Annotated in this window: 16 protein-coding genes; 13 read left to right on the forward strand and 3 right to left on the reverse strand. The window is 32.1% G+C overall.

What is annotated here, in order from left to right; all coding sequences use genetic code 11:
- Positions 1–4 precede the first annotated feature (4 nt).
- Positions 5–3,073 carry a tetratricopeptide repeat protein gene (locus KTC92_RS13050; RefSeq protein WP_220286226.1) on the reverse strand — a complete coding sequence of 1,023 codons (3,069 nt, stop codon included), beginning with the start codon at positions 3,071–3,073 and terminating at the stop codon, positions 5–7.
- A 306-nt stretch (positions 3,074–3,379) separates the two neighbouring features.
- Here KTC92_RS13050 and KTC92_RS13055 point away from each other — a divergent pair, with 306 nt between their 5' ends.
- The 4 genes from KTC92_RS13055 to KTC92_RS13070 all read left to right on the forward strand — a co-directional run bounded on the left by KTC92_RS13055 (position 3,380) and on the right by KTC92_RS13070 (position 7,694).
- Positions 3,380–3,622 (forward strand): hypothetical protein, encoded by a 243-nt coding sequence (locus KTC92_RS13055; protein WP_258280601.1) that lies wholly within the window; start codon positions 3,380–3,382, stop codon positions 3,620–3,622.
- 469 nt (positions 3,623–4,091) lie between these two features.
- Positions 4,092–5,399: a Na+/H+ antiporter family protein gene (locus tag KTC92_RS13060; protein ID WP_220286227.1), complete on the forward strand. Its 1,308-nt coding sequence runs from the start codon at positions 4,092–4,094 to the stop codon at positions 5,397–5,399.
- A 38-nt stretch (positions 5,400–5,437) separates the two neighbouring features.
- Positions 5,438–6,967, forward strand: a complete 1,530-nt coding sequence (gene hutH / locus KTC92_RS13065) for a histidine ammonia-lyase (protein ID WP_220286228.1) — start codon at positions 5,438–5,440, stop codon at positions 6,965–6,967.
- 415 nt (positions 6,968–7,382) lie between these two features.
- Entirely contained in the window at positions 7,383–7,694 is a 312-nt protein-coding gene (locus KTC92_RS13070; RefSeq protein WP_220286229.1) for a demethoxyubiquinone hydroxylase family protein, read from the forward strand.
- Positions 7,695–7,722: 28 nt separating this feature from the next.
- Here the strand turns inward: KTC92_RS13070 and KTC92_RS13075 are convergent, their stop codons facing one another.
- On the reverse strand, positions 7,723–8,370 hold the full coding sequence (locus KTC92_RS13075) for a tRNA-uridine aminocarboxypropyltransferase (RefSeq protein ID WP_216302132.1): 648 nt from the start codon (positions 8,368–8,370) through the stop codon (positions 7,723–7,725).
- Positions 8,371–8,630: 260 nt separating this feature from the next.
- Positions 8,631–10,184 carry an ABC transporter ATP-binding protein gene (locus tag KTC92_RS13080; protein WP_258280602.1) on the reverse strand — a complete coding sequence of 518 codons (1,554 nt, stop codon included), beginning with the start codon at positions 10,182–10,184 and terminating at the stop codon, positions 8,631–8,633.
- Between the two features lie 286 nt (positions 10,185–10,470).
- Here KTC92_RS13080 and KTC92_RS13085 point away from each other — a divergent pair, with 286 nt between their 5' ends.
- From KTC92_RS13085 to accB, 9 genes are all read left to right on the forward strand, one after another.
- Positions 10,471–11,544: a nitronate monooxygenase family protein gene (locus tag KTC92_RS13085; RefSeq protein ID WP_216302130.1), complete on the forward strand. Its 1,074-nt coding sequence runs from the start codon at positions 10,471–10,473 to the stop codon at positions 11,542–11,544.
- Between the two features lie 148 nt (positions 11,545–11,692).
- Positions 11,693–12,145 (forward strand): MarR family winged helix-turn-helix transcriptional regulator, encoded by a 453-nt coding sequence (locus tag KTC92_RS13090; protein ID WP_165411859.1) that lies wholly within the window; start codon positions 11,693–11,695, stop codon positions 12,143–12,145.
- Positions 12,146–12,164: 19 nt separating this feature from the next.
- Positions 12,165–13,148, forward strand: a complete 984-nt coding sequence (locus tag KTC92_RS13095; protein WP_216302129.1) for a beta-ketoacyl-ACP synthase III — start codon at positions 12,165–12,167, stop codon at positions 13,146–13,148.
- A gap of 20 nt (positions 13,149–13,168) precedes the next feature.
- Entirely contained in the window at positions 13,169–13,399 is a 231-nt protein-coding gene (gene acpP / locus KTC92_RS13100) for an acyl carrier protein (protein WP_216302128.1), read from the forward strand.
- A gap of 309 nt (positions 13,400–13,708) precedes the next feature.
- Positions 13,709–14,641, forward strand: coding sequence for an enoyl-[acyl-carrier-protein] reductase FabK (gene fabK / locus KTC92_RS13105; RefSeq protein ID WP_216302127.1), 933 nt, complete (start codon positions 13,709–13,711; stop codon positions 14,639–14,641).
- A 30-nt stretch (positions 14,642–14,671) separates the two neighbouring features.
- The gene (fabD, locus tag KTC92_RS13110; RefSeq protein WP_216302126.1) at positions 14,672–15,610 is read left to right on the forward strand and encodes an ACP S-malonyltransferase; all 939 of its coding nucleotides are present in this window, start codon (positions 14,672–14,674) and stop codon (positions 15,608–15,610) included.
- A gap of 67 nt (positions 15,611–15,677) precedes the next feature.
- On the forward strand, positions 15,678–16,418 hold the full coding sequence (gene fabG / locus KTC92_RS13115) for a 3-oxoacyl-[acyl-carrier-protein] reductase (RefSeq protein WP_165411858.1): 741 nt from the start codon (positions 15,678–15,680) through the stop codon (positions 16,416–16,418).
- A gap of 31 nt (positions 16,419–16,449) precedes the next feature.
- The gene (fabF, locus tag KTC92_RS13120) at positions 16,450–17,691 is read left to right on the forward strand and encodes a beta-ketoacyl-ACP synthase II (protein ID WP_220286231.1); all 1,242 of its coding nucleotides are present in this window, start codon (positions 16,450–16,452) and stop codon (positions 17,689–17,691) included.
- 2 nt (positions 17,692–17,693) lie between these two features.
- The gene (gene accB / locus KTC92_RS13125; RefSeq protein WP_216302124.1) at positions 17,694–18,212 is read left to right on the forward strand and encodes an acetyl-CoA carboxylase biotin carboxyl carrier protein; all 519 of its coding nucleotides are present in this window, start codon (positions 17,694–17,696) and stop codon (positions 18,210–18,212) included.
- The last annotated feature ends 8 nt before the right edge of the window (positions 18,213–18,220 follow it).

Raw genomic sequence — 18,220 nt, forward strand, 5'->3', positions numbered from 1 at the left:
ATGTCTATTTTTTGGGGCACTCATAACTATTTTCCTTTATTAAGGTATTTAGCAAATCTATTTCATAATTATCCTTTGAGGTAGTTAAAAAATTAATACTATTTTCACAATAGAATTGTAAATTTTCATTTAAGTACATATTAAAAATTTTATTTAACTTTTCATTATTTTTCATTTCACTTTTAATTTGAGCTTTTACCATATATACAATTCCAATTTCATGAGGGTTTTTTAGCAACCTTGAATGCACATCTGAATTTTTTAAATATTTTAAGGCACTTTCATAATTTCCTTCACTAATTAGTATTCTTGACATAAAGGCTTCTACAATAGACTTTTCCCACATTAAATCGAATTGTTTATAGATATCCATGGCCCTTTCGAAATATTTTTTTGCCTCAGGATATGATCCCATATTGAAACATGTTTCACCCGCATTTATGTTGAAAATAGAAAGACTGGGGAATACATTTTTTTCTTCGCATATTTTTATTGCTCTATTAAAAAAGTCTAAAGCTTCTTGAAATTTCATGCTTTGTCTTCTTATATCGCCTATATAGTTATAAGCGGCCGCTATACTCAAGGCGTATTTATCAGCTACACTTTTAGTTACATTAAAGATATTTATAGATTCATTAAAGAGTCTTTCTGCTTCACTGTATTTTCCCTGCATTTTTTTATATAAGGCTTTAAATCGTAGAAATACGCCTATTTCCATATGATAATTACAATCTGCTGCTTTATCTAAACCGATGTTTACATATTTTATCATATCATCAATATTATTAGTTTGTATACAATAATATATCATCTGCTTGTACCCTTCTATAGAGTAATCTGAATCTTCAATCTCATTAGCTTTTTCTATCATTTCATTTATGAATTCAACGCCTTTTTCATAGCTTCCTTCTCTTATAAGATATCTTCCTTTAATATGTAAAAATTCGATCTCTAATCTTAAAACTTCTTTAGAGTTTCTACAGTCATTTTTTATTTTTAATAGTAGAATTTCTATCTTCTTTATGCTTTTAATGGTTTTATTGTTACTAAAATATAGATTGTTATAAAAATTAACATCCTTATAATATAGTACTGGATAAAGTTCATGACTAAAATTTAAATATACGTTTAAACTTTTTATACTATACTTTAATGTTGCTAAATTATTATTTGCGTTTGAAAAATGATAAACAAGTTTATTGTAAATGGTTATATCACTTCTATTATTTGTTAAACCCTTTTCAATAATGTAGCCTATATTATTATGAAGAATTCTTCTTCTTGCCAAGGATTGATTGATGTAAATAAATTCTCTTAACTTTTGATGAGTAAACATAAAGCTTATTATATTATTGTTATTTGTTTCTTTTAATATAAATTTATTTTGAAGTTCTTCTATTGAGTCAATTATCTTAAGTTCATCTTCTCCTGTAAGTTCATGTAAAATATACAAAGGTATTTCATCAAAAAATAAAGATGAAATTCTTAAAATGTTTTTGCACCCTTCAGAAATATCTAAAAGCCTGCTTTTCATTACATCTTGCATTTTAGAAGACATAATATTTATACTACTATTAGATTTTATAGTATTAATATATTCTGTTAAAAAAAATGCATTTCCTTCAGTTTCGTTGTATATTTTATTTACTATATCTTTATTGAAATGATTTTTTGGAAGACCAATTTTAATGAAATTTTCGACTTCATCATTATTAAATCTTAATAAATCCATCCTTAAAATCTTATTGTGTTTATTTGCTGAAGCTAAGAATTTATCTATTTCGATGTTGTATTCATTTCTATATGTCATGAAACACAAAATGTTAGCATGACCATGTAAAATTATACTGCTTAAAAAGGTTAAACTACCATAATCAATCCACTGTATATCTTCAAAAATAAGCATTATTTTCTTTTCGTATGCTATTTTAGTAAGTATATTAGTAATTACATTCCCAATGACTTCATATTTTAATGTATAGTTACTCTCTATAACCTTAAGGCTTCGTTCTTTATTATCTAATTCATCAATCTCAGAAAAACAATTTTCTAAAATATCTTCCCATAAAGTTGGGATTTTTATATTTTTATTTTTCATAATTTCGGAGAGCTTGGATAATATTATGGTCCATGGTTTTAAAATACAATCCTTTTCAAATTGAAAACAATAAGTTTCTAAAATATAAGTTGTATCCTCATCTACTACTTCTAGAAATTTATCTTTCAATCTTGTTTTTCCTATACCAGCTTCGCCTACCAAAAATACGGATTTCGAAGATTCGTTTTTCATGAAGTTATTGTAATTGTTTTGTAATATCCTCAATTCATTATATCTTCCATAGAAAAAATCATCAGCGTTTTTACTGCTTTTAACTGTATTCATAATATCTATTACTTCATTAACTACATTTAATATTTTATCATTAAGAGAAATGGATAATTCATCTTTAAATAATTTCTTAACATCATTATATGTTTCAATTGCTTGGTTATATTTACCTTGATTTTTGTAACTTTCCAGTAGATATATATAAGCATTTTCATTGAATTCATCTATTTTTATCAATAGCTTTGAATATTTTTCAACAATATCATAATTATTATTTTGTAATTCCTTTTCTATTTTTTTATTCAATTTATCAATATACATACATTCAAAACTTTCACGCATTTCTAATAGCCAAATTTCAAAATTTTCTGCATTTTTAGGGCAAAATCCTTGTAGAAATTCTCCTTTAAAGACATCTATTTCACTTTCATCACTCATAAAAGTATATATATCTACGTCTATTTTTATATCTGGATTGAGCATAATTATTGATTTTTGAGGGGATACCAATACCGGAACATTAGAGCATTTATTTATTTTATAGATAGCATTTCTTAGATTCTTTTTAGCATTGCCTTCTTCTTGGTTAGCCCAAAAAAGTTCTGAGAGATGTTCTCTGTTATCTTGTTTATTTAGTAGTAAATAACAAAATAGGCCTTGAGCTTTACTGAATGGTAAGAATATTTCTTTTTCATTGACAGTTACGCAAAAATTACCAAACATTTTACAATATATATAATCCATCGAATCACTCCCGTATAATGCCATAAAATTTCTTATGTAAATTATACTACAATATAAATAAAATGCCAAAATAAGATTATAGCTGAACCTTTTATGTGGAAATTCTGGATTAATAGATGTAATATAGACGTAAATAGTAAAATGTAATATAAATGCAACTGTAAAAAGGCAAAATAGTACTATGACAAGGGGAAAAATGTATTTTTATGGTAAAAAAAAACAGTGAACTAATAATGTGCAGTATATACTTAAAATTTTTATCAAATTTAATTGATAATTCATAATAGACACTTATTTGACGTTTGGATGTTAAAATTGATTTATAATAAAAACAAAAAGGAAGTTATAACAATAAAGTTACATTTCATTAAAGTAAATCCAGTAGAAAATATGACCGTTTTTATTTTAGAGTCTGCATCGAGACAATTTCATATCAATGTTGCTAATAAAATTATGGAGTATGGAAGCCCCCATGCTGAACAGGTTGAATTCATAGAAAAACCTTGTACAGAAGAAGGAAAAGGTAGTACTGTCCTAGGCTTCAGATGATGGGAGGCGAGTTTTGTGGAAATGCGACAAAGTCGTTAGTGGCAGTTTTGGTGGACAAGGAGTATCCTTGTGTGAAAAAGGAAAATGAAAAACTTATTGTTCTTTAGAAGTATCAGGATTTAACGGAGTAATAAATTGTGAGGTAGAGCATTTAAAAAATAGCAACGAATATAAATCTAAAATTGTTATGCCTTTGGTTAAAGAGACTAAAGATTTTTATGTTAATCACAATGGAACCGTTTACAAGTGCAATGGTAGAGTTTCCAGGAATAATTCATTTAATAGTAGGCAGTAAAGGGAATAGATAGTTTATTTTGGGAAAGAAGGTGTGCTTCAGGCACATCCACTTTAGCGGGAGAATTAACTCAAAAACAAGAGAGAAGCGTAGTTATTTTACTTAAAAGGTAAGGTGAAAATTGTTGATGAAGGTGAAGTTTATCTATAACAATTAGCCACGAGGAGGGAATATATGTTATTATTTAATCCAGTTGTTGTATCAGTTATTGTAATGATAATTTTATGTCTTTTTAAACTTAATGTGCTACTGTCTATATTAATTGCAGCCATGACAGCAGGCTTAGTTTCTGGTATGTCTTTGGGAGATACTATGAGGACACTCATTAGAGGAATGGGAGGAAATGCTGAAACTGCATTAAGCTATATATTACTTGGCGCATTAGCAGTTGCAGTAAATAAAACTGGACTAGCAGGGATTTTGGCTAAGAAAATATCTAAAATCGTTGGACAAAAGAAATATGTATTTATAATGTTATTAGCCTTTTTAGGTTGTTTTTCTCAAAATCTTATACCAGTTCATATAGCATATATTCCAATATTAATACCACCGCTACTTTTATTAATGAATAAACTTAAAATAGACAGGAGAGCAGTAGCTTGTGCTCTTACATTTGGATTAAAGGCTCCGTATATTGTTTTACCAGTAGGATTTGGTCTAATATTTCATGGGATTATAAGTTCTGAAATGACTAAAAATGGTATACCTGTTATGACAGCTGATGTAGCTAAAGTGCTATGGCTTCCAGGGATTGGAATGGTTATAGGTCTTCTTATAGCTGTATTTTATACTTATAGAAAGCCAAGAGAATACAAGGATATTCAAATAGAAGGGCTGGATGAAATTAAAGATGGAGACCTTAAAATGAATTCAAAACATTGGCGTGTTCTAATTGGAGCTGTGTCTGCATTTGTAATTCAAGTTCTTACAGGATCGCTTCCTCTTGGAGCGTTGGGAGCATTAATTATAATATTTGTTTCAGGAGCAGTTAAGTTTGAGGATGTTAATGGATTACTTGATGGTGGAATTAAAATAATGGGGTTAATAGCATTTATAATGCTCGTTGCATCAGGTTATGGGGATGTTTTAAGGAAAACTGGAGCAGTGGAAGCTTTAGTTACATCTCTTGCAGGAATGGTTAATGGAAGTAAACTGGCAGGTGCAGTTTTAATGTTACTTGTCGGTTTATTAGTAACGATGGGTATAGGGAGTTCATTTGGTACTATTCCTATAGTGGCTGCAATTTACTGCCCACTTGCAATGAAACTTGGATATTCTCCACTAGCTACTATACTTCTAATAGGTGTTGCATCAGCGCTTGGAGATGCAGGTTCACCAGCATCAGATAGTACACTTGGACCAACATCAGGACTTAGTGTAGATGGTCAACATGATCATATTTGGGATACATGTGTACCGACATTCTTACATTATACTATACCACTTATGATATTTGGTATTATAGGATCTATGATATTCTAGTCTAAATAAATTACTAATAAATTTTAGGAGGAATAAAAATGAAAGAAATACTTTTGACAGGAAATGATTTAACTTTAGAGGAAATGGTATCTATAGCTAGAGATGGTTGCAGGGTTTCTATAAAAGAGAGTGCTATAGAAAGAGTTATAAAATCAAGAGCAATAATTGATGATATAGTTGAAAATGAAAGAGCTGTTTATGGTGTAACTACAGGGTTTGGTGAATTTTGTAATGTTAGTATTTCTAAAGAAGATTGCAAAACACTTCAAAGAAACTTAATTTGCTCACATGCTTGTGGATATGGTCCTAAATTTCCAACTGATGTCGTACGAGCTATAATGCTTTTAAGAGCTAATGCACTATCAAAAGGATTTTCAGGTATAAGACCTGGAACTTTGCAAACATTAATTGAAATGATTAATAAAGGTGTTTACCCAACAATTCCTGAAAAAGGATCTTTAGGAGCGTCAGGAGATTTAGCTCCACTTGCACATATGGTTTTACCTATGATTGGTGAAGGTGAAGCAGAGTATAAAGGTGAAATATTACCAGGTAAAGTTGCTATGGAAAAAGCAGGAATTCCTATAATAGAACTTGATGCTAAAGAAGGTTTAGCGCTTATAAATGGTACGCAAGTTTTAACTGCAACAGGAGCGTTAGCTACTTATGATGCTATAAAGTTATTAAAAACTAGTGATATAGCAGCAGCTTTGACAATGGAGGCTTTAAGAGGAATTACAGATGCTTTTGATCCAAGAATTCATGTGCTAAGACCACAGCCAGGACAATTAGCAACAGCCAGAAACATATTAAAACTAGTTGAAGGTAGTACTTATGTAACAAGACAAGGTGAAGTAAGAGTACAAGATGCTTATTCATTAAGATGTGTGCCTCAAATTCATGGTGCAAGTAAAGATGCTATAAACTATGTAAAAGCTCAAGTTGAAAGAGAAATAAATTCAGTAACAGATAACCCTATAGTAACTGAAGAGGGAGACGTAATTTCAGGAGGTAATTTCCACGGAGAACCTATGGCATTAAGCTTTGACTTCTTAGGAATTGGATCAGCTGAAATTGCTAGTGTATCTGAGCGAAGATTAGAAAGATTGATCAACCCTCAATTAAACGATTTACCAGCGTTCTTAGCTAAACATGGTGGATTAAACTCAGGATTTATGATTACACAATATGCAGCAGCAGCCTTAGTATCTGAGAATAAAATATTAGCTCATCCTGCATCAGTAGACTCAATACCTTCTTCAGCTAATCAAGAAGACTTAGTTAGTATGGGAACAATAGCAGCAAGAAAAGCTAGGGATATAGTTGATAATGCATCTAGAGTAGTTTCAACAGAAATATTAGCTGCATGTCAAGCTATAGATTTCAGAAAAGAATCTGGATTCAAACTTGGCATAGCAACTCAAGAAGCTTACGATTTAGTTAGAAAATCTGTAGACTTTATTGAATATGATATAGTTATGTATAAAGATCTAGATAAAGTTACTGAACTCGTTAAGAGCGGAAAGTTATTAGCAGCAGTAGAAAAAGTAGTTGAAATAGAATATTAATATAACCTGGATTAGAAAAGGGGGTGAAACAAAATAGAAATTAATTTCTATTTTGTTTCACCCTCTCTTTTTATTTTTTAATATATATAATCCGTATGAGGTTTTATTTGGTGTAATATTTTGCTAAAGGTCTGCTCATAAATTCAGCAGAAAAGATTACATACATTTGTAGTTATAAATATATATATATATATATATTTATAGATAGGTATACATGTTGCAGCATAGAAAAGTTTTAAACTATGATAACACACCTTTTCGTTTTAACGACATTTCAGAAGGAAAGGTTCTCTATTCTATAAGAGGGGGGTATACACTATAACAAAGAGAAGACTTTAGAAGTAGCATTTATAAATGAATAATAATTCAGTATGATGCTAAAAATAAATTTAAGATTGAAAGGGAGGAAGAAACTATGGCGTTATTAGGAAATCCATTCGTTGCAAATGTACCAAGACAAATGTCAAATGAAGAGCTGGCGCAAGCAATTCGTGTGGACATTGCTGGTGAACTTGAGGCTATCATAGCTTATGAAGCTCATGCAATGTCAACATCTCATGAAATAGTTAAAAAGGTTTTAAATCACATTTCAGATGAAGAAAGAAGGCACGTTGGGGAGCTTCAAGAGGTTTTGTATATGTTATCACCAAAGGATTCTCAATTTATGGAGGATGGTAAACAGAAAATTAAAGATCAGCAGTCTCAAAATTTCCAGCAACCGATGTAGAATTTTTGCCGCCTTTTGGGTGGCATTTTCAATTTTTATTAGAAGGTGAAAGTTCATGTCCACTTGAACCTGCCTTATAGCTTTTTAAAAATAGATTGTAAAATGTATTTACTACTTGTGCACTTTCGATCTCTCTATTTAGTTTTAATACTTCGATCGCGGCTTCTATTGTGCATAAATTACCATCGACCGCACCTCGTCTTAAATCATATTTAGACTTAAAACTTGGATTCAATGAAATAATTGGAAGTTTCTCTAGATAGGCACTTCTCCTAACTATTTTTCGTGCTTCCTTCCATGTACCGTCTATGATAATAAATACAGGGATTTTACCAGTCCTTTTATATTCAACTTTTCGGAGCGCAGCCTCACAATTTTCTATAGGGAAAAGTAAGAATGGCTCATATATTTCATTATTTATATTTGCTACTAATTTTTCAGGTATCTTCGTTCTTTCCCAAAGAAAAATTTCTGTTGAATGTGGATTAACTATCTTTAATATTCTTGCAGTATTAGAGGGTCTGTAAAATTCTTTTTCTGTAGATAGAATCCAAATATTTGCATTAGTTTTTATTTTAGGTGCTTTATCACAAAGGCAATTTATAATTGGTAACCCACATGTATTACAACTATCATATAGACTTGTTATTTGTTTTACTTTATAAATCCAATTCATAATGCCTCCTAAATCCTTTTAATATTTCATTTATATTTAGTTCATTATACTACCATAAAATACTATTATCAACGTGGCTAACCCTAAAAATCTATTCAACTACCAGTGGATAATAGGGAGCATAACAGCACTTAAATTCATGATCTAATAAAGTATAACGCTTAAAAAGCCACATAATGGATATTCATTCCACCATGTGGACGGTCTTTGTACGTATGTCGGCTATACCCTCTCTAATGCCGGTTTAATCTTTTAAGTGATTATAACTCAATTATTTTGTCGAAATTATCTATCAATTCCTCGCTTAAACGATGTGTGATGAGAATAATAGTGAAATTAGGATTTTTTAATAACATTGACTCGACTTCAAATGCATTTTTTTTATCTAATGCTGAAGTTCCTTCATCAATAATGATGATTGGTTTATGACGGATCAAAGCTCTGGCTATAGAAAGGCGTTGTTTTTGGCCACCTGAAATGTTATTCCCTTCTTCGCCTAAAAAAGTATTTAAATTTTGATCTAAAGATAAAACAAAATCACTTAGACAGCTTTCTTTTAATGAATTATCTAATTCCTCTTCAGTAAAGTTTTCGCACAATGTTATATTATATTTTATAGTCCCACTAAATATATATACATTTTGACTAATATATGCAAAATTATCCCTAATACTTTCTTGACTATATTGTTTTATATCAACATTATCAATATATATGTTTCCTTCATAATTATTTAAATGACCTAAAATCAATTTAATCAATGTGGTTTTACCACTTCCGCTTTTCCCAATGATTGCATATTTTTTTCCGTTTTCAAAGATAAGTGAAAGATTTTTAAAAACATCTTCATTTTTATAACCGAAACTTACATTTTTAAGTTCGATGGAGCTAGAAAAAGGTGGGCACATTTCTAAAGTTGTAAATTGATTAGAATCGGTATCAAATTTCTGCAAAACAGGTTTAGAAGACCTTATTGTTGTAACACAATTTAATAAAGTAGCAAATGAACCGAAAAATGAACCAGCTAAATTTGCAGCTGGTAAAATTGAACCTACAGATGTTAATCCCTTAATTGACAAATATCCAGTAATAAAAGTCATTGCAATTTGAGAAATTATATTTGATAAACTAATTAAGGTGTTAACTACTATCTGTGTCTTCTTAAATGTATACTTCATTAATTCTAAAATCTTAGAATTTTCTAAAATGCTGGATTTGAATCGTGACAATAAATTATAACTATATAATACCTCATGTCCCATCATAGTTTCCTTTGTAACTTTTACAAATTCTTCTTGTTGATCAGACATAGCTTTTGAATCTTTTTCAACAGTTTTGTTCATAAGCTTTGGGGGAATTATCATTAAAACACATAAAACAATTGCAAGCATTGCGACCCACAAGTGAATATATACTAATCCACATAATGAAAATATAATCATAGATAATTGTGAAATTAATACGAAAAATTGGTTGAATGTTGTACTTTCAATCTGAGTTACATCGTTAGTTAACCAAGAAACATAGCTTCCGGTCTCGTTTTTATAAAATTGCTCATAGTCCATTTGTGTTAATTTATCTGTAATTTGATATCTTAAAGTGAAATTCATTTTTGCAACGGCTTTTGCTGTATTTATTTTACTTTCATAATCCATAATGATAGATATAGTCCACATCAAAATCATAAAAATAATTTGTTTTATTAAGGCATGTACATCACCTGCAATAATAACATTCAAGAGATTTGCTAACATTAACGCTGTTAATACCAATAACAACGATGACAATATATTCAAAATACTTGCAATTACCACTATTTTTTATTTTGCCTAATAAACTTTTTCATATTTGCCCCCCATAATAATAACGGATAGTGCTAATTCATTATAATACAATATATGCTAAAGGCAATTAAAATATTAAATTAATAAATAATTTTCAAAACATAGTAAATACTAAGAAGTATGTAATGTAAAACGGTATTATCAAAAAAATACTCAAAAAAGTTATAAGATACTTTTGTCTTGACATAGAATATAAAGATATATATACTTTGACTATCAAACTAATTCAAAATCAAAGTAAAGGGAGCGGATAATTATGAAGTTACCTCCTTTAAAAATTGGAGAATTAATAGCAGGTATTCCTATAATTCAAGGCGGTATGGGAGTGGGAGTGTCTCTTTCGAGTCTAGCATCAGCGGTTGCAAATGAAGGCGGGATTGGGATAATATCTACTGCTCAAATTGGATATAATGAAAAAGACTTTGGAACCAATGCAAAGGAAGCAAACATAAGAGCATTAAGAAGTGAAATCAGAAGAGCTAGAGAATTAAGTCCTAAGGGTATTATTGGGATAAATATTATGGTAGCTATGAATAATTATGAAGAACTTACAGCAACTGCTTTAGAAGAAGGAATAGATTTAATAATATCTGGTGCAGGACTTGCACTTAATTTGCCTAAAATGGCTAAGGGGTTTAATACAAAGCTTGCACCAATAGTATCATCAGCAAAGGCAGCTACAGTTATATCAAAAATGTGGGATAAAAAAAACAATTGTGCTGCAGATTTAATTATTGTTGAAGGTTCTGAAGCTGGTGGACATCTTGGTTTCTCTATGGAATCATTACTAGAAAAGAAAACCCAAGACTTAAAGGATATAGTTAAAGAAGTTATTGAGGCAATCAAGCCTTTTGAAGAAAAGTATAATAAAAAAATTCCTGTAGTAGCTGCTGGTGGAATTTATACTGGCGCAGACATTGCAGAAATCATGAAACTTGGAGCAGCAGGGGTACAAATGGCTACTAGATTTGTGGCTACGCAGGAGTGTGATGCTAGTTTAGCTTTTAAAATGGCTTATGTTAATTTAAAAGAAGAAGATATAAAGATAGTAAAAAGTCCTGTAGGTATGCCGGGGAGGGCTATTAACAATAAGTTTATGAAGCTCACTCAGGAAAGTGGTTGCAAAGTGGATAAATGTTATTTATGCATAAAGGACTGTAATCCTCAAAAAACTCCTTATTGTATTACGGAAGCGTTAATACAATCAGTAAAAGGTAATTTAGATAAGGGACTTATTTTCGTTGGAAGTAATGCTTACAAAGTAGATAAAATTATATCGGTTAAAGAACTTATGAGTGAACTAGTAGTAGAGGCAGAACACGATTTTTAATTTTATTACAAATATAAATTAAAAAAGAAAATTTGCATATTTATGGTAAGTATATTGACAAATAATCATTACATCGATATACTTTGATTGTCAAAGTATATGAAAAGTAAAGTACATGAAAATCAAAGTATGGGAAATGGTGATAAATATGAGCAAATCTGTTGGTGTTATAAATGAACTTTTAGTAGAGACCTTTAACGATATATTACAGATAGAACAGAGGGCACTTAAAGAGGGTATACTTAAAGACCTATCTATAACGGAAATACATACTATTGATGCAATAGGGATGTATGAGTACAGAACTATGTCAGAAGCAGCTCAAGATATTAAAATTACTGTAGGTACGCTTACAACGGCTATCGATAAGCTTCTTAAAAAAGGATATGTAAATAGGAAAAGAGGCGAAGAAGATAGAAGATCAGTAATGATTGCGCTTACTAGAAAAGGGAAACTCGCCTATAGAATACATGAAAAATTTCATTCTGATATGGTGCACGCAACTATAGATGGTCTAAATGCAGAAGAAGAAGATGTACTAATAAAATCTCTAGAAAAATTAAATGATTTCTTCAAAAAAAAATATAGATTAGAAAGTTAATGAAAGGATCGATTAAGGAATGAATGAAGTACAAATAATTGGTACAGGAAGTTATGCTCCTCTAAACATAATGACTAATCATCAATTGGCAGAGATTGTAGACACTTCTGATGAATGGATAGTTTCTATGACGGGTATCAAAGAGAGACATATATCACAAGGTGAAAACACTTCAGACTTAGCAACAAAAGCAGCCTTTGAGGCATTAAAGGATGCACAAGTTAAAGCGGAAGATATAGATTTGATAATTCTTGCAAGTACATCGCCTGATCAATTTGTACCGGCCACTGCATGCATAGTTCAAGGGAATATTGGAGCAGTTAATGCTATGGCCTTTGACATATCAGCAGCATGTACGGGGTTTATATTTGCCCTTGATATAGCAATGCAATTTCTTAAAACAGGAGAGCGTAAACGAGCCTTAATAATAGGTGCAGAGGTTCTATCAAAGATTGTTGATTGGACAGATAGAAAAACTTGTATACTCTTTGGTGATGGAGCAGGAGCAGCAGTTCTTGAGGCAGGCAGTAAAAAAGGAATTATTTCTATAAATTCAGCTTCAGAGGGTGAAAAAGGTGGAGTTTTAACTTGTCCTACTGTAGATGTAAAAAACACTTTTATAGAAGGAAATGAAAATTTTAATGCGAAAATAAGTATGGATGGCAAAGAGATTTTTAAATTTGCAGTAAAAACTATTGCAAGCAGTATAAACGAAATCTTAAATCAAAATAATTATACCTTAGAGGATGTTAAATATGTAGTTTGCCATCAAGCAAACTACAGAATAATAGATTTTGTAGTTAGAAAATTGAAGGCTGATAAAGATAAATTCTTTGTGAACTTAGATCGTTATGGGAACACTTCAGCGGCAAGCATAGCTATAGCAATAGATGAGATGAATAAGAAGAATTTATTAAAAGCTGGAGATAAGATTATACTTGTAGGCTTTGGCGGTGGATTAACCTACGGAGCTTCATTAATAGAATGGACAATCAATAAATAAAATATTAGGAGGAATTAGTAATGGTATTTGAAAAAGTTAAAAATGTAATAGTTGAACAATTAGGGATAGACGAAGCAGAGGTTAAAATGGAGGCGAATTTCACAGATGATTTAGGAATAGATTCTCTTGAAATATTTGAAATTGTAATGTCACTCGAAGAGGCCTTTGAAATTGAAATACCGAATGAAGATATAGAAAACATTAAAGATGTAAAGGGAATTGTTAACTATATAGAAGAAAAGTTAAAATAATTGGAATTAATGGGTTAGGTGATTAGAGAACTGAGATACTAATCATATTAAAATTTAGTTTATTTCAGTATGATAAAAGAGTATATATTACATGAAATGTAGTCCACGTAATATATGCTTTTTTTCTATAATTATCTGACTTTAACGGCATTTCAAAAGGGAAATCTCCCACTTTTATAAGTGGGAGTTCCATACTATAACGAAGAAGAAACTTCAGTGGGAGTATAAATCTCCTTCTTGGGTTGTTATATTGCAACTCCGCGGGAGATGATTTAACTATATACTTTTAAGGAACAAAGGAGGGATAAAATGTTTAATTCCGTATTTTTTGAAGATTTAGGTGTGAAATATCCGATAATACAAGGTGGTATGGCTTGGGTTGCAGACAGTAGCTTAGCATCTGCAGTATCTAATGCAGGGGGCTTAGGTATTATAGCAGCGGCTAATGCACCAGTTGATTATATAAGAAATGAAATTAGAAAAGCAAAGAAGTTAACAGATAAACCATTTGGCGTTAATATAATGCTTTTAAGTGATAATGCAGAAGAAATTGCACAGCTTGTATGTGAAGAAGGTATTAAAGTTGTTACTACGGGTGCAGGCAATCCAGGTAAGTATATGGAACTTTGGAAGTCACATGGAATTAAGGTGATACCAGTGGTACCATCAGTGGCACTGGCTAAACGCATGGAGAGGGCAGGCGCAGATGCAGTTATCGCAGAAGGTTGTGAATCTGGAGGACATATCGGTGAACTTACAACTATGGCTCTGGTTCCACAAGTTGTCGATGGAGTTAGTATTCCGGTGATTGCAGCAGGGGGTGTAGGTGATGGGCGTGGTATTGCGGCAGCATTTATGCTTGGAGCCCAGGGAGTTCAAGTAGGAACAAGATTTTTAGTGGCGGATGAATGCACAATACATGAAAAGTACAAAAAGAAGGTATTGGCTGCAAAGGATATAGACTCTGTAGTTACAGGAAGACCTACAGGGCACCCTGTTAGGGCTTTAAAAAATAGGTTATCAAGACAATTTCAAAAGCTTGAAAAGGAAAATGCTCCAGTAGAGGAGCTAGAGGCCCTCGGACGAGGATGTCTACAAAGGGCAGTAAAAGAAGGCGATATTGAGATGGGATCTGTTGTGGCAGGTCAAATCGCAGGTCTTGTAAAGAAAGAACAAAGCTGCAGAGAAATTATAGAAGAAATGTTTGCAGAGGCAGAAGAAGGTATTATAAAATTTAGATAAAAAAGAATATTATTATTTAAGGAGGGAAATATGAGTAAAATTGCTTTTATTTTTCCTGGACAGGGAGCCCAATATATTGGTATGGGTAAGGAATTATTTGAAAATATAGAGGTTTGCAAAAATATATTTAATATAGCAGATAAGGAGCTTAAATTTGAGCTAAGCAAACTTTGTTTTGAGGGCACAGAAGATGAGCTAGATATCACAGAGAATACTCAACCAGCTATTTTAACTACTAGTATAGCAGCCCTTATGGCATTAAAAGAACATGGCATAAAATGTGATGTAACTGCAGGACTTAGTCTTGGAGAGTACTCAGCACTGGTTTGTAGTGGAGCTATGGATTTCAAAGATGCGGTAAAGATTGTTAAAAAGCGTGGACGATTTATGCAGGAAGCAGTGCCTGTAGGGATAGGAACTATGGCAGCTATTTTAGGCCTTGCAGTTAACTTAGTTGAAGAAGCTTGTAGTGAGGCTAGAACCTCTGGGATAGTAGAAATCGCTAATTTAAACTGCCCAGGACAAATAGTAATTGCCGGGGAAATAGCGGCGGTAGAACTTGCCTGCGAAAGAGCTGTGAAAAAAGGCGCAAAACGGGCTATTAATTTACCTGTAAGCGCACCATTTCATACTTCTATGTTAAAACCAGCAGCGGAGAAGTTAGAAATTGAACTTGAAAATATAAACCTTAAAGACATTACTATTCCAGTAATGACAAATGTAAATGGTGATTATGTAAAAGGCAAGGATGATATTAAAGGTAATTTAAAACTTCAAGTTATGAGTTCCGTTTTATGGGAAACAATTATAAGAAATATGATAAAAGACGGTGTCGATACTTTCGTAGAAATAGGTCCAGGTAAGGTCCTGTGTGGATTTATCAAGAAAATAGATAGAAAACTTACAGTAGTTAATGTAGAAGATATGGCATCTTTGGACAAAGCTGTTGCATCTTTAAGTAAGCGATAGAATTGCTTAAACAATAGAATTGATTAAAAAGTGGAATCCTATGAAAGATGTAAAGGAGCATGAATTTATGTTAAAAGGGAAAACAGCAGTAGTTACAGGAGCTAGTCGGGGTATTGGAAGAGCAATAGCCGTAAAGCTAGCAAAGCTTGGAGCAAATGTAGTTGTTAACTATAGAAATAGTGAAGACGCAGTGCGCGAAGTAGTTAAAGAAATAGAAGATTTAGGAGTTAAGGTGTTAGCAATTCAATGTGATATTAGCAGTTATAGTGATGTGGAAAATATGATGAAAAAAAGTGTTGAAGAGTTCGGAAGCTTAGATATTCTAGTTAATAATGCTGGCATAACAAAAGATGGTCTTTTAATGAGAATGAAGGAAGCTGATTTTGACAGTGTTATAGATATTAACCTGAAGGGTGCTTTTAATTGCACAAAACATGTATCAGCCATAATGCTTAAACAGAGAAGTGGAAGAGTAATAAATATATCTTCAGTGTCTGGGCTTACAGGAAATGCAGGCCAAGTGAATTATTCCTCCGCAAAGGCAGGTATAATAGGTATGACTAAGGCTGTGGCTAGAGAATTTGGGGGCCGCGGAGTTACTTGTAATGCAGTAGCCCCAGGATATGTTCAAACAGATATGACACGTGGTTTGACCGAGAAGGTAAAGGATACTATAATGAGCACTATTCCGCTAAGGAGACTTGGAACGCCAGAAGATGTGGCAAATGTAGTAGCATTTCTAGCCTCAGAGGAAGCTTCATACATAACAGGTCAAGTTATAAATGTAGATGGTGGAATGGTAATGTAACTTAGTTGATGATTAAAGGAGGGTTTACTTTATGAAAAATAGAGTTGTTATAACAGGCATGGGAGCAGTTACTCCTATAGGAAATGATGTAAATAGTTTTTGGGATAATATAAAAAAAGGTACTTGTGGCATAGATGTAATTAAGGCTTTCGATATTTCTAAATTTAAATGTAAGCTTGCTGCAGAGGTTAAGGATTTTGACGTAACGGTTGCACTCGACAAAAGAGAAGCTAGAAAAATGGATAAATATTGTCAGTATGCAATGGTTGCAGCAGATGAAGCAATTAAAATTTCAGGATTAGATTTAAAAACTATAGATAGTGAAAGATTAGCAGTAATAGTTGGTTCAGGAATAGGCGGAATTGGTACTATTGAGAACGAGCATGCAAAGCTTATGGAAAAGGGAGCAAGCAGAATTACCCCTTACTTAATACCTATGATAATAGGTAATATGGCGGCCGGGAATATTGCAATAAAATATGGTGCTAAAGGTATGTGCTCGAGCGTTGTTACGGCTTGTGCTACAGGAACTAATGCAATAGGAGATGCTTTTCACATGATTCAAGATGGAAGAGCGGACATAATAATAGCTGGAGGTGCAGAGGCTTCAATAAGCCCGCTAGCTTTAGCAGGGTTTGCACAACTAACAGCTTTAAGCAAAAGTGAAGATCCTTTAAGAGCATCGATTCCTTTTGATAAAGAGAGGGATGGTTTTATTATGGGCGATGGTGCAGGTATAGTTATACTTGAATCTTTAGAGCATGCAGAAAAAAGAAATGCAAAAATATATTCAGAGGTTAAGGGTTATGGATCAACTTGTGATGCCTACCATATAACTTCACCATCTCCAGATGGAGATGGAGCAGCAAGATCAATGATAATAGCGCTTAAAGACGCAGATGTTAAGGCAGAAGAAATATCTTACATTAATGCACATGGAACAAGTACTCCATATAATGATAAGTTTGAAACTATAGCTATAAAATCTGCTTTTGGCGAATATGCATATAAAATACCTGTAAGTTCAACAAAGTCCATGACAGGTCATCTCTTAGGAGCATCAGGGGCTATAGAAGCTATAGTATGTGCAAAAGCATTAGAAGAAGGTTTTGTGCCAGCGACTATAGGATATAAAGTGCCAGATGAAGATTGTGATTTAGATTACGTTCCAAACGTAGGAAGAAAACAGCAACTTAAATATGCATTGTCAAATTCATTAGGCTTTGGTGGTCATAATGCTACTATTATATTAAAAAAATGGGACGGTAGATAATTATGGATTATAAAAATATTCAAGAGTTAATAAAAACCGTTAGTGAATCGATTCTTACTTCTTTTGAAATTGAGACAGAAGGTATCAGAATAATGATGGAGAAAAAAGAACAACAGGTGGTAATAGAAAAAACACCTTTAAATGCTGCACCTTTAGAGCGAGTTGCTAAGGAAATCCTTACTAGGGAAGATGTAGCTTCTAAAGAAGTGTATTTAGAAAAACTAGAAAAGGATATAGCTATAACTACAGAAAATGCAGAAAAGGCAATACCCAAGGAAAACCTATTTGTAGTTAAATCACCTATTGTTGGAACTATGTATTCTTCTCCAAGTGCTGAATCAAAGAATTTTGTAAAGGTTGGGACTAAGGTTAAAGTTGGAGACACACTTTGTATTTTAGAAGCTATGAAGCTTATGAATGAAATTGAAAGCGAAGTAGATGGAGAAGTTGTAGAAGTATTGGTTTCAAATGAAGATATGGTAGAGTACGGACAGCCATTGTTCAAAATAATTGAAAACTAGTGGCGAAA

This window comes from Clostridium sp. CM027 (assembly GCF_024730565.1).
GTDB classification, from domain to species: Bacteria; Bacillota; Clostridia; order Clostridiales; family Clostridiaceae; genus Clostridium_AD; species Clostridium_AD estertheticum_B.

Bases quoted from the DNA above. Each gene is read 5' to 3' on its own strand.
- fabF (WP_220286231.1), top strand. From the start codon at position 16,450: ATGAAAAATAGAGTTGTTATAACAGGCATGGGAGCAGTTACTCCTATA.
- KTC92_RS13070 (WP_220286229.1), top strand. From the start codon at position 7,383: ATGGCGTTATTAGGAAATCCATTCGTTGCAAATGTACCAAGACAAATG.
- KTC92_RS13075 (WP_216302132.1), bottom strand. From the start codon at position 8,370: ATGAATTGGATTTATAAAGTAAAACAAATAACAAGTCTATATGATAGT.
- hutH (WP_220286228.1), top strand. From the start codon at position 5,438: ATGAAAGAAATACTTTTGACAGGAAATGATTTAACTTTAGAGGAAATG.
- KTC92_RS13085 (WP_216302130.1), top strand. From the start codon at position 10,471: ATGAAGTTACCTCCTTTAAAAATTGGAGAATTAATAGCAGGTATTCCT.
- KTC92_RS13055 (WP_258280601.1), top strand. From the start codon at position 3,380: ATGTTAAAATTGATTTATAATAAAAACAAAAAGGAAGTTATAACAATA.
- KTC92_RS13050 (WP_220286226.1), bottom strand. From the start codon at position 3,073: ATGGATTATATATATTGTAAAATGTTTGGTAATTTTTGCGTAACTGTC.
- KTC92_RS13090 (WP_165411859.1), top strand. From the start codon at position 11,693: ATGAGCAAATCTGTTGGTGTTATAAATGAACTTTTAGTAGAGACCTTT.
- KTC92_RS13060 (WP_220286227.1), top strand. From the start codon at position 4,092: ATGTTATTATTTAATCCAGTTGTTGTATCAGTTATTGTAATGATAATT.
- fabG (WP_165411858.1), top strand. From the start codon at position 15,678: ATGTTAAAAGGGAAAACAGCAGTAGTTACAGGAGCTAGTCGGGGTATT.
- KTC92_RS13095 (WP_216302129.1), top strand. From the start codon at position 12,165: ATGAATGAAGTACAAATAATTGGTACAGGAAGTTATGCTCCTCTAAAC.
- fabD (WP_216302126.1), top strand. From the start codon at position 14,672: ATGAGTAAAATTGCTTTTATTTTTCCTGGACAGGGAGCCCAATATATT.
- accB (WP_216302124.1), top strand. From the start codon at position 17,694: ATGGATTATAAAAATATTCAAGAGTTAATAAAAACCGTTAGTGAATCG.
- acpP (WP_216302128.1), top strand. From the start codon at position 13,169: ATGGTATTTGAAAAAGTTAAAAATGTAATAGTTGAACAATTAGGGATA.
- fabK (WP_216302127.1), top strand. From the start codon at position 13,709: ATGTTTAATTCCGTATTTTTTGAAGATTTAGGTGTGAAATATCCGATA.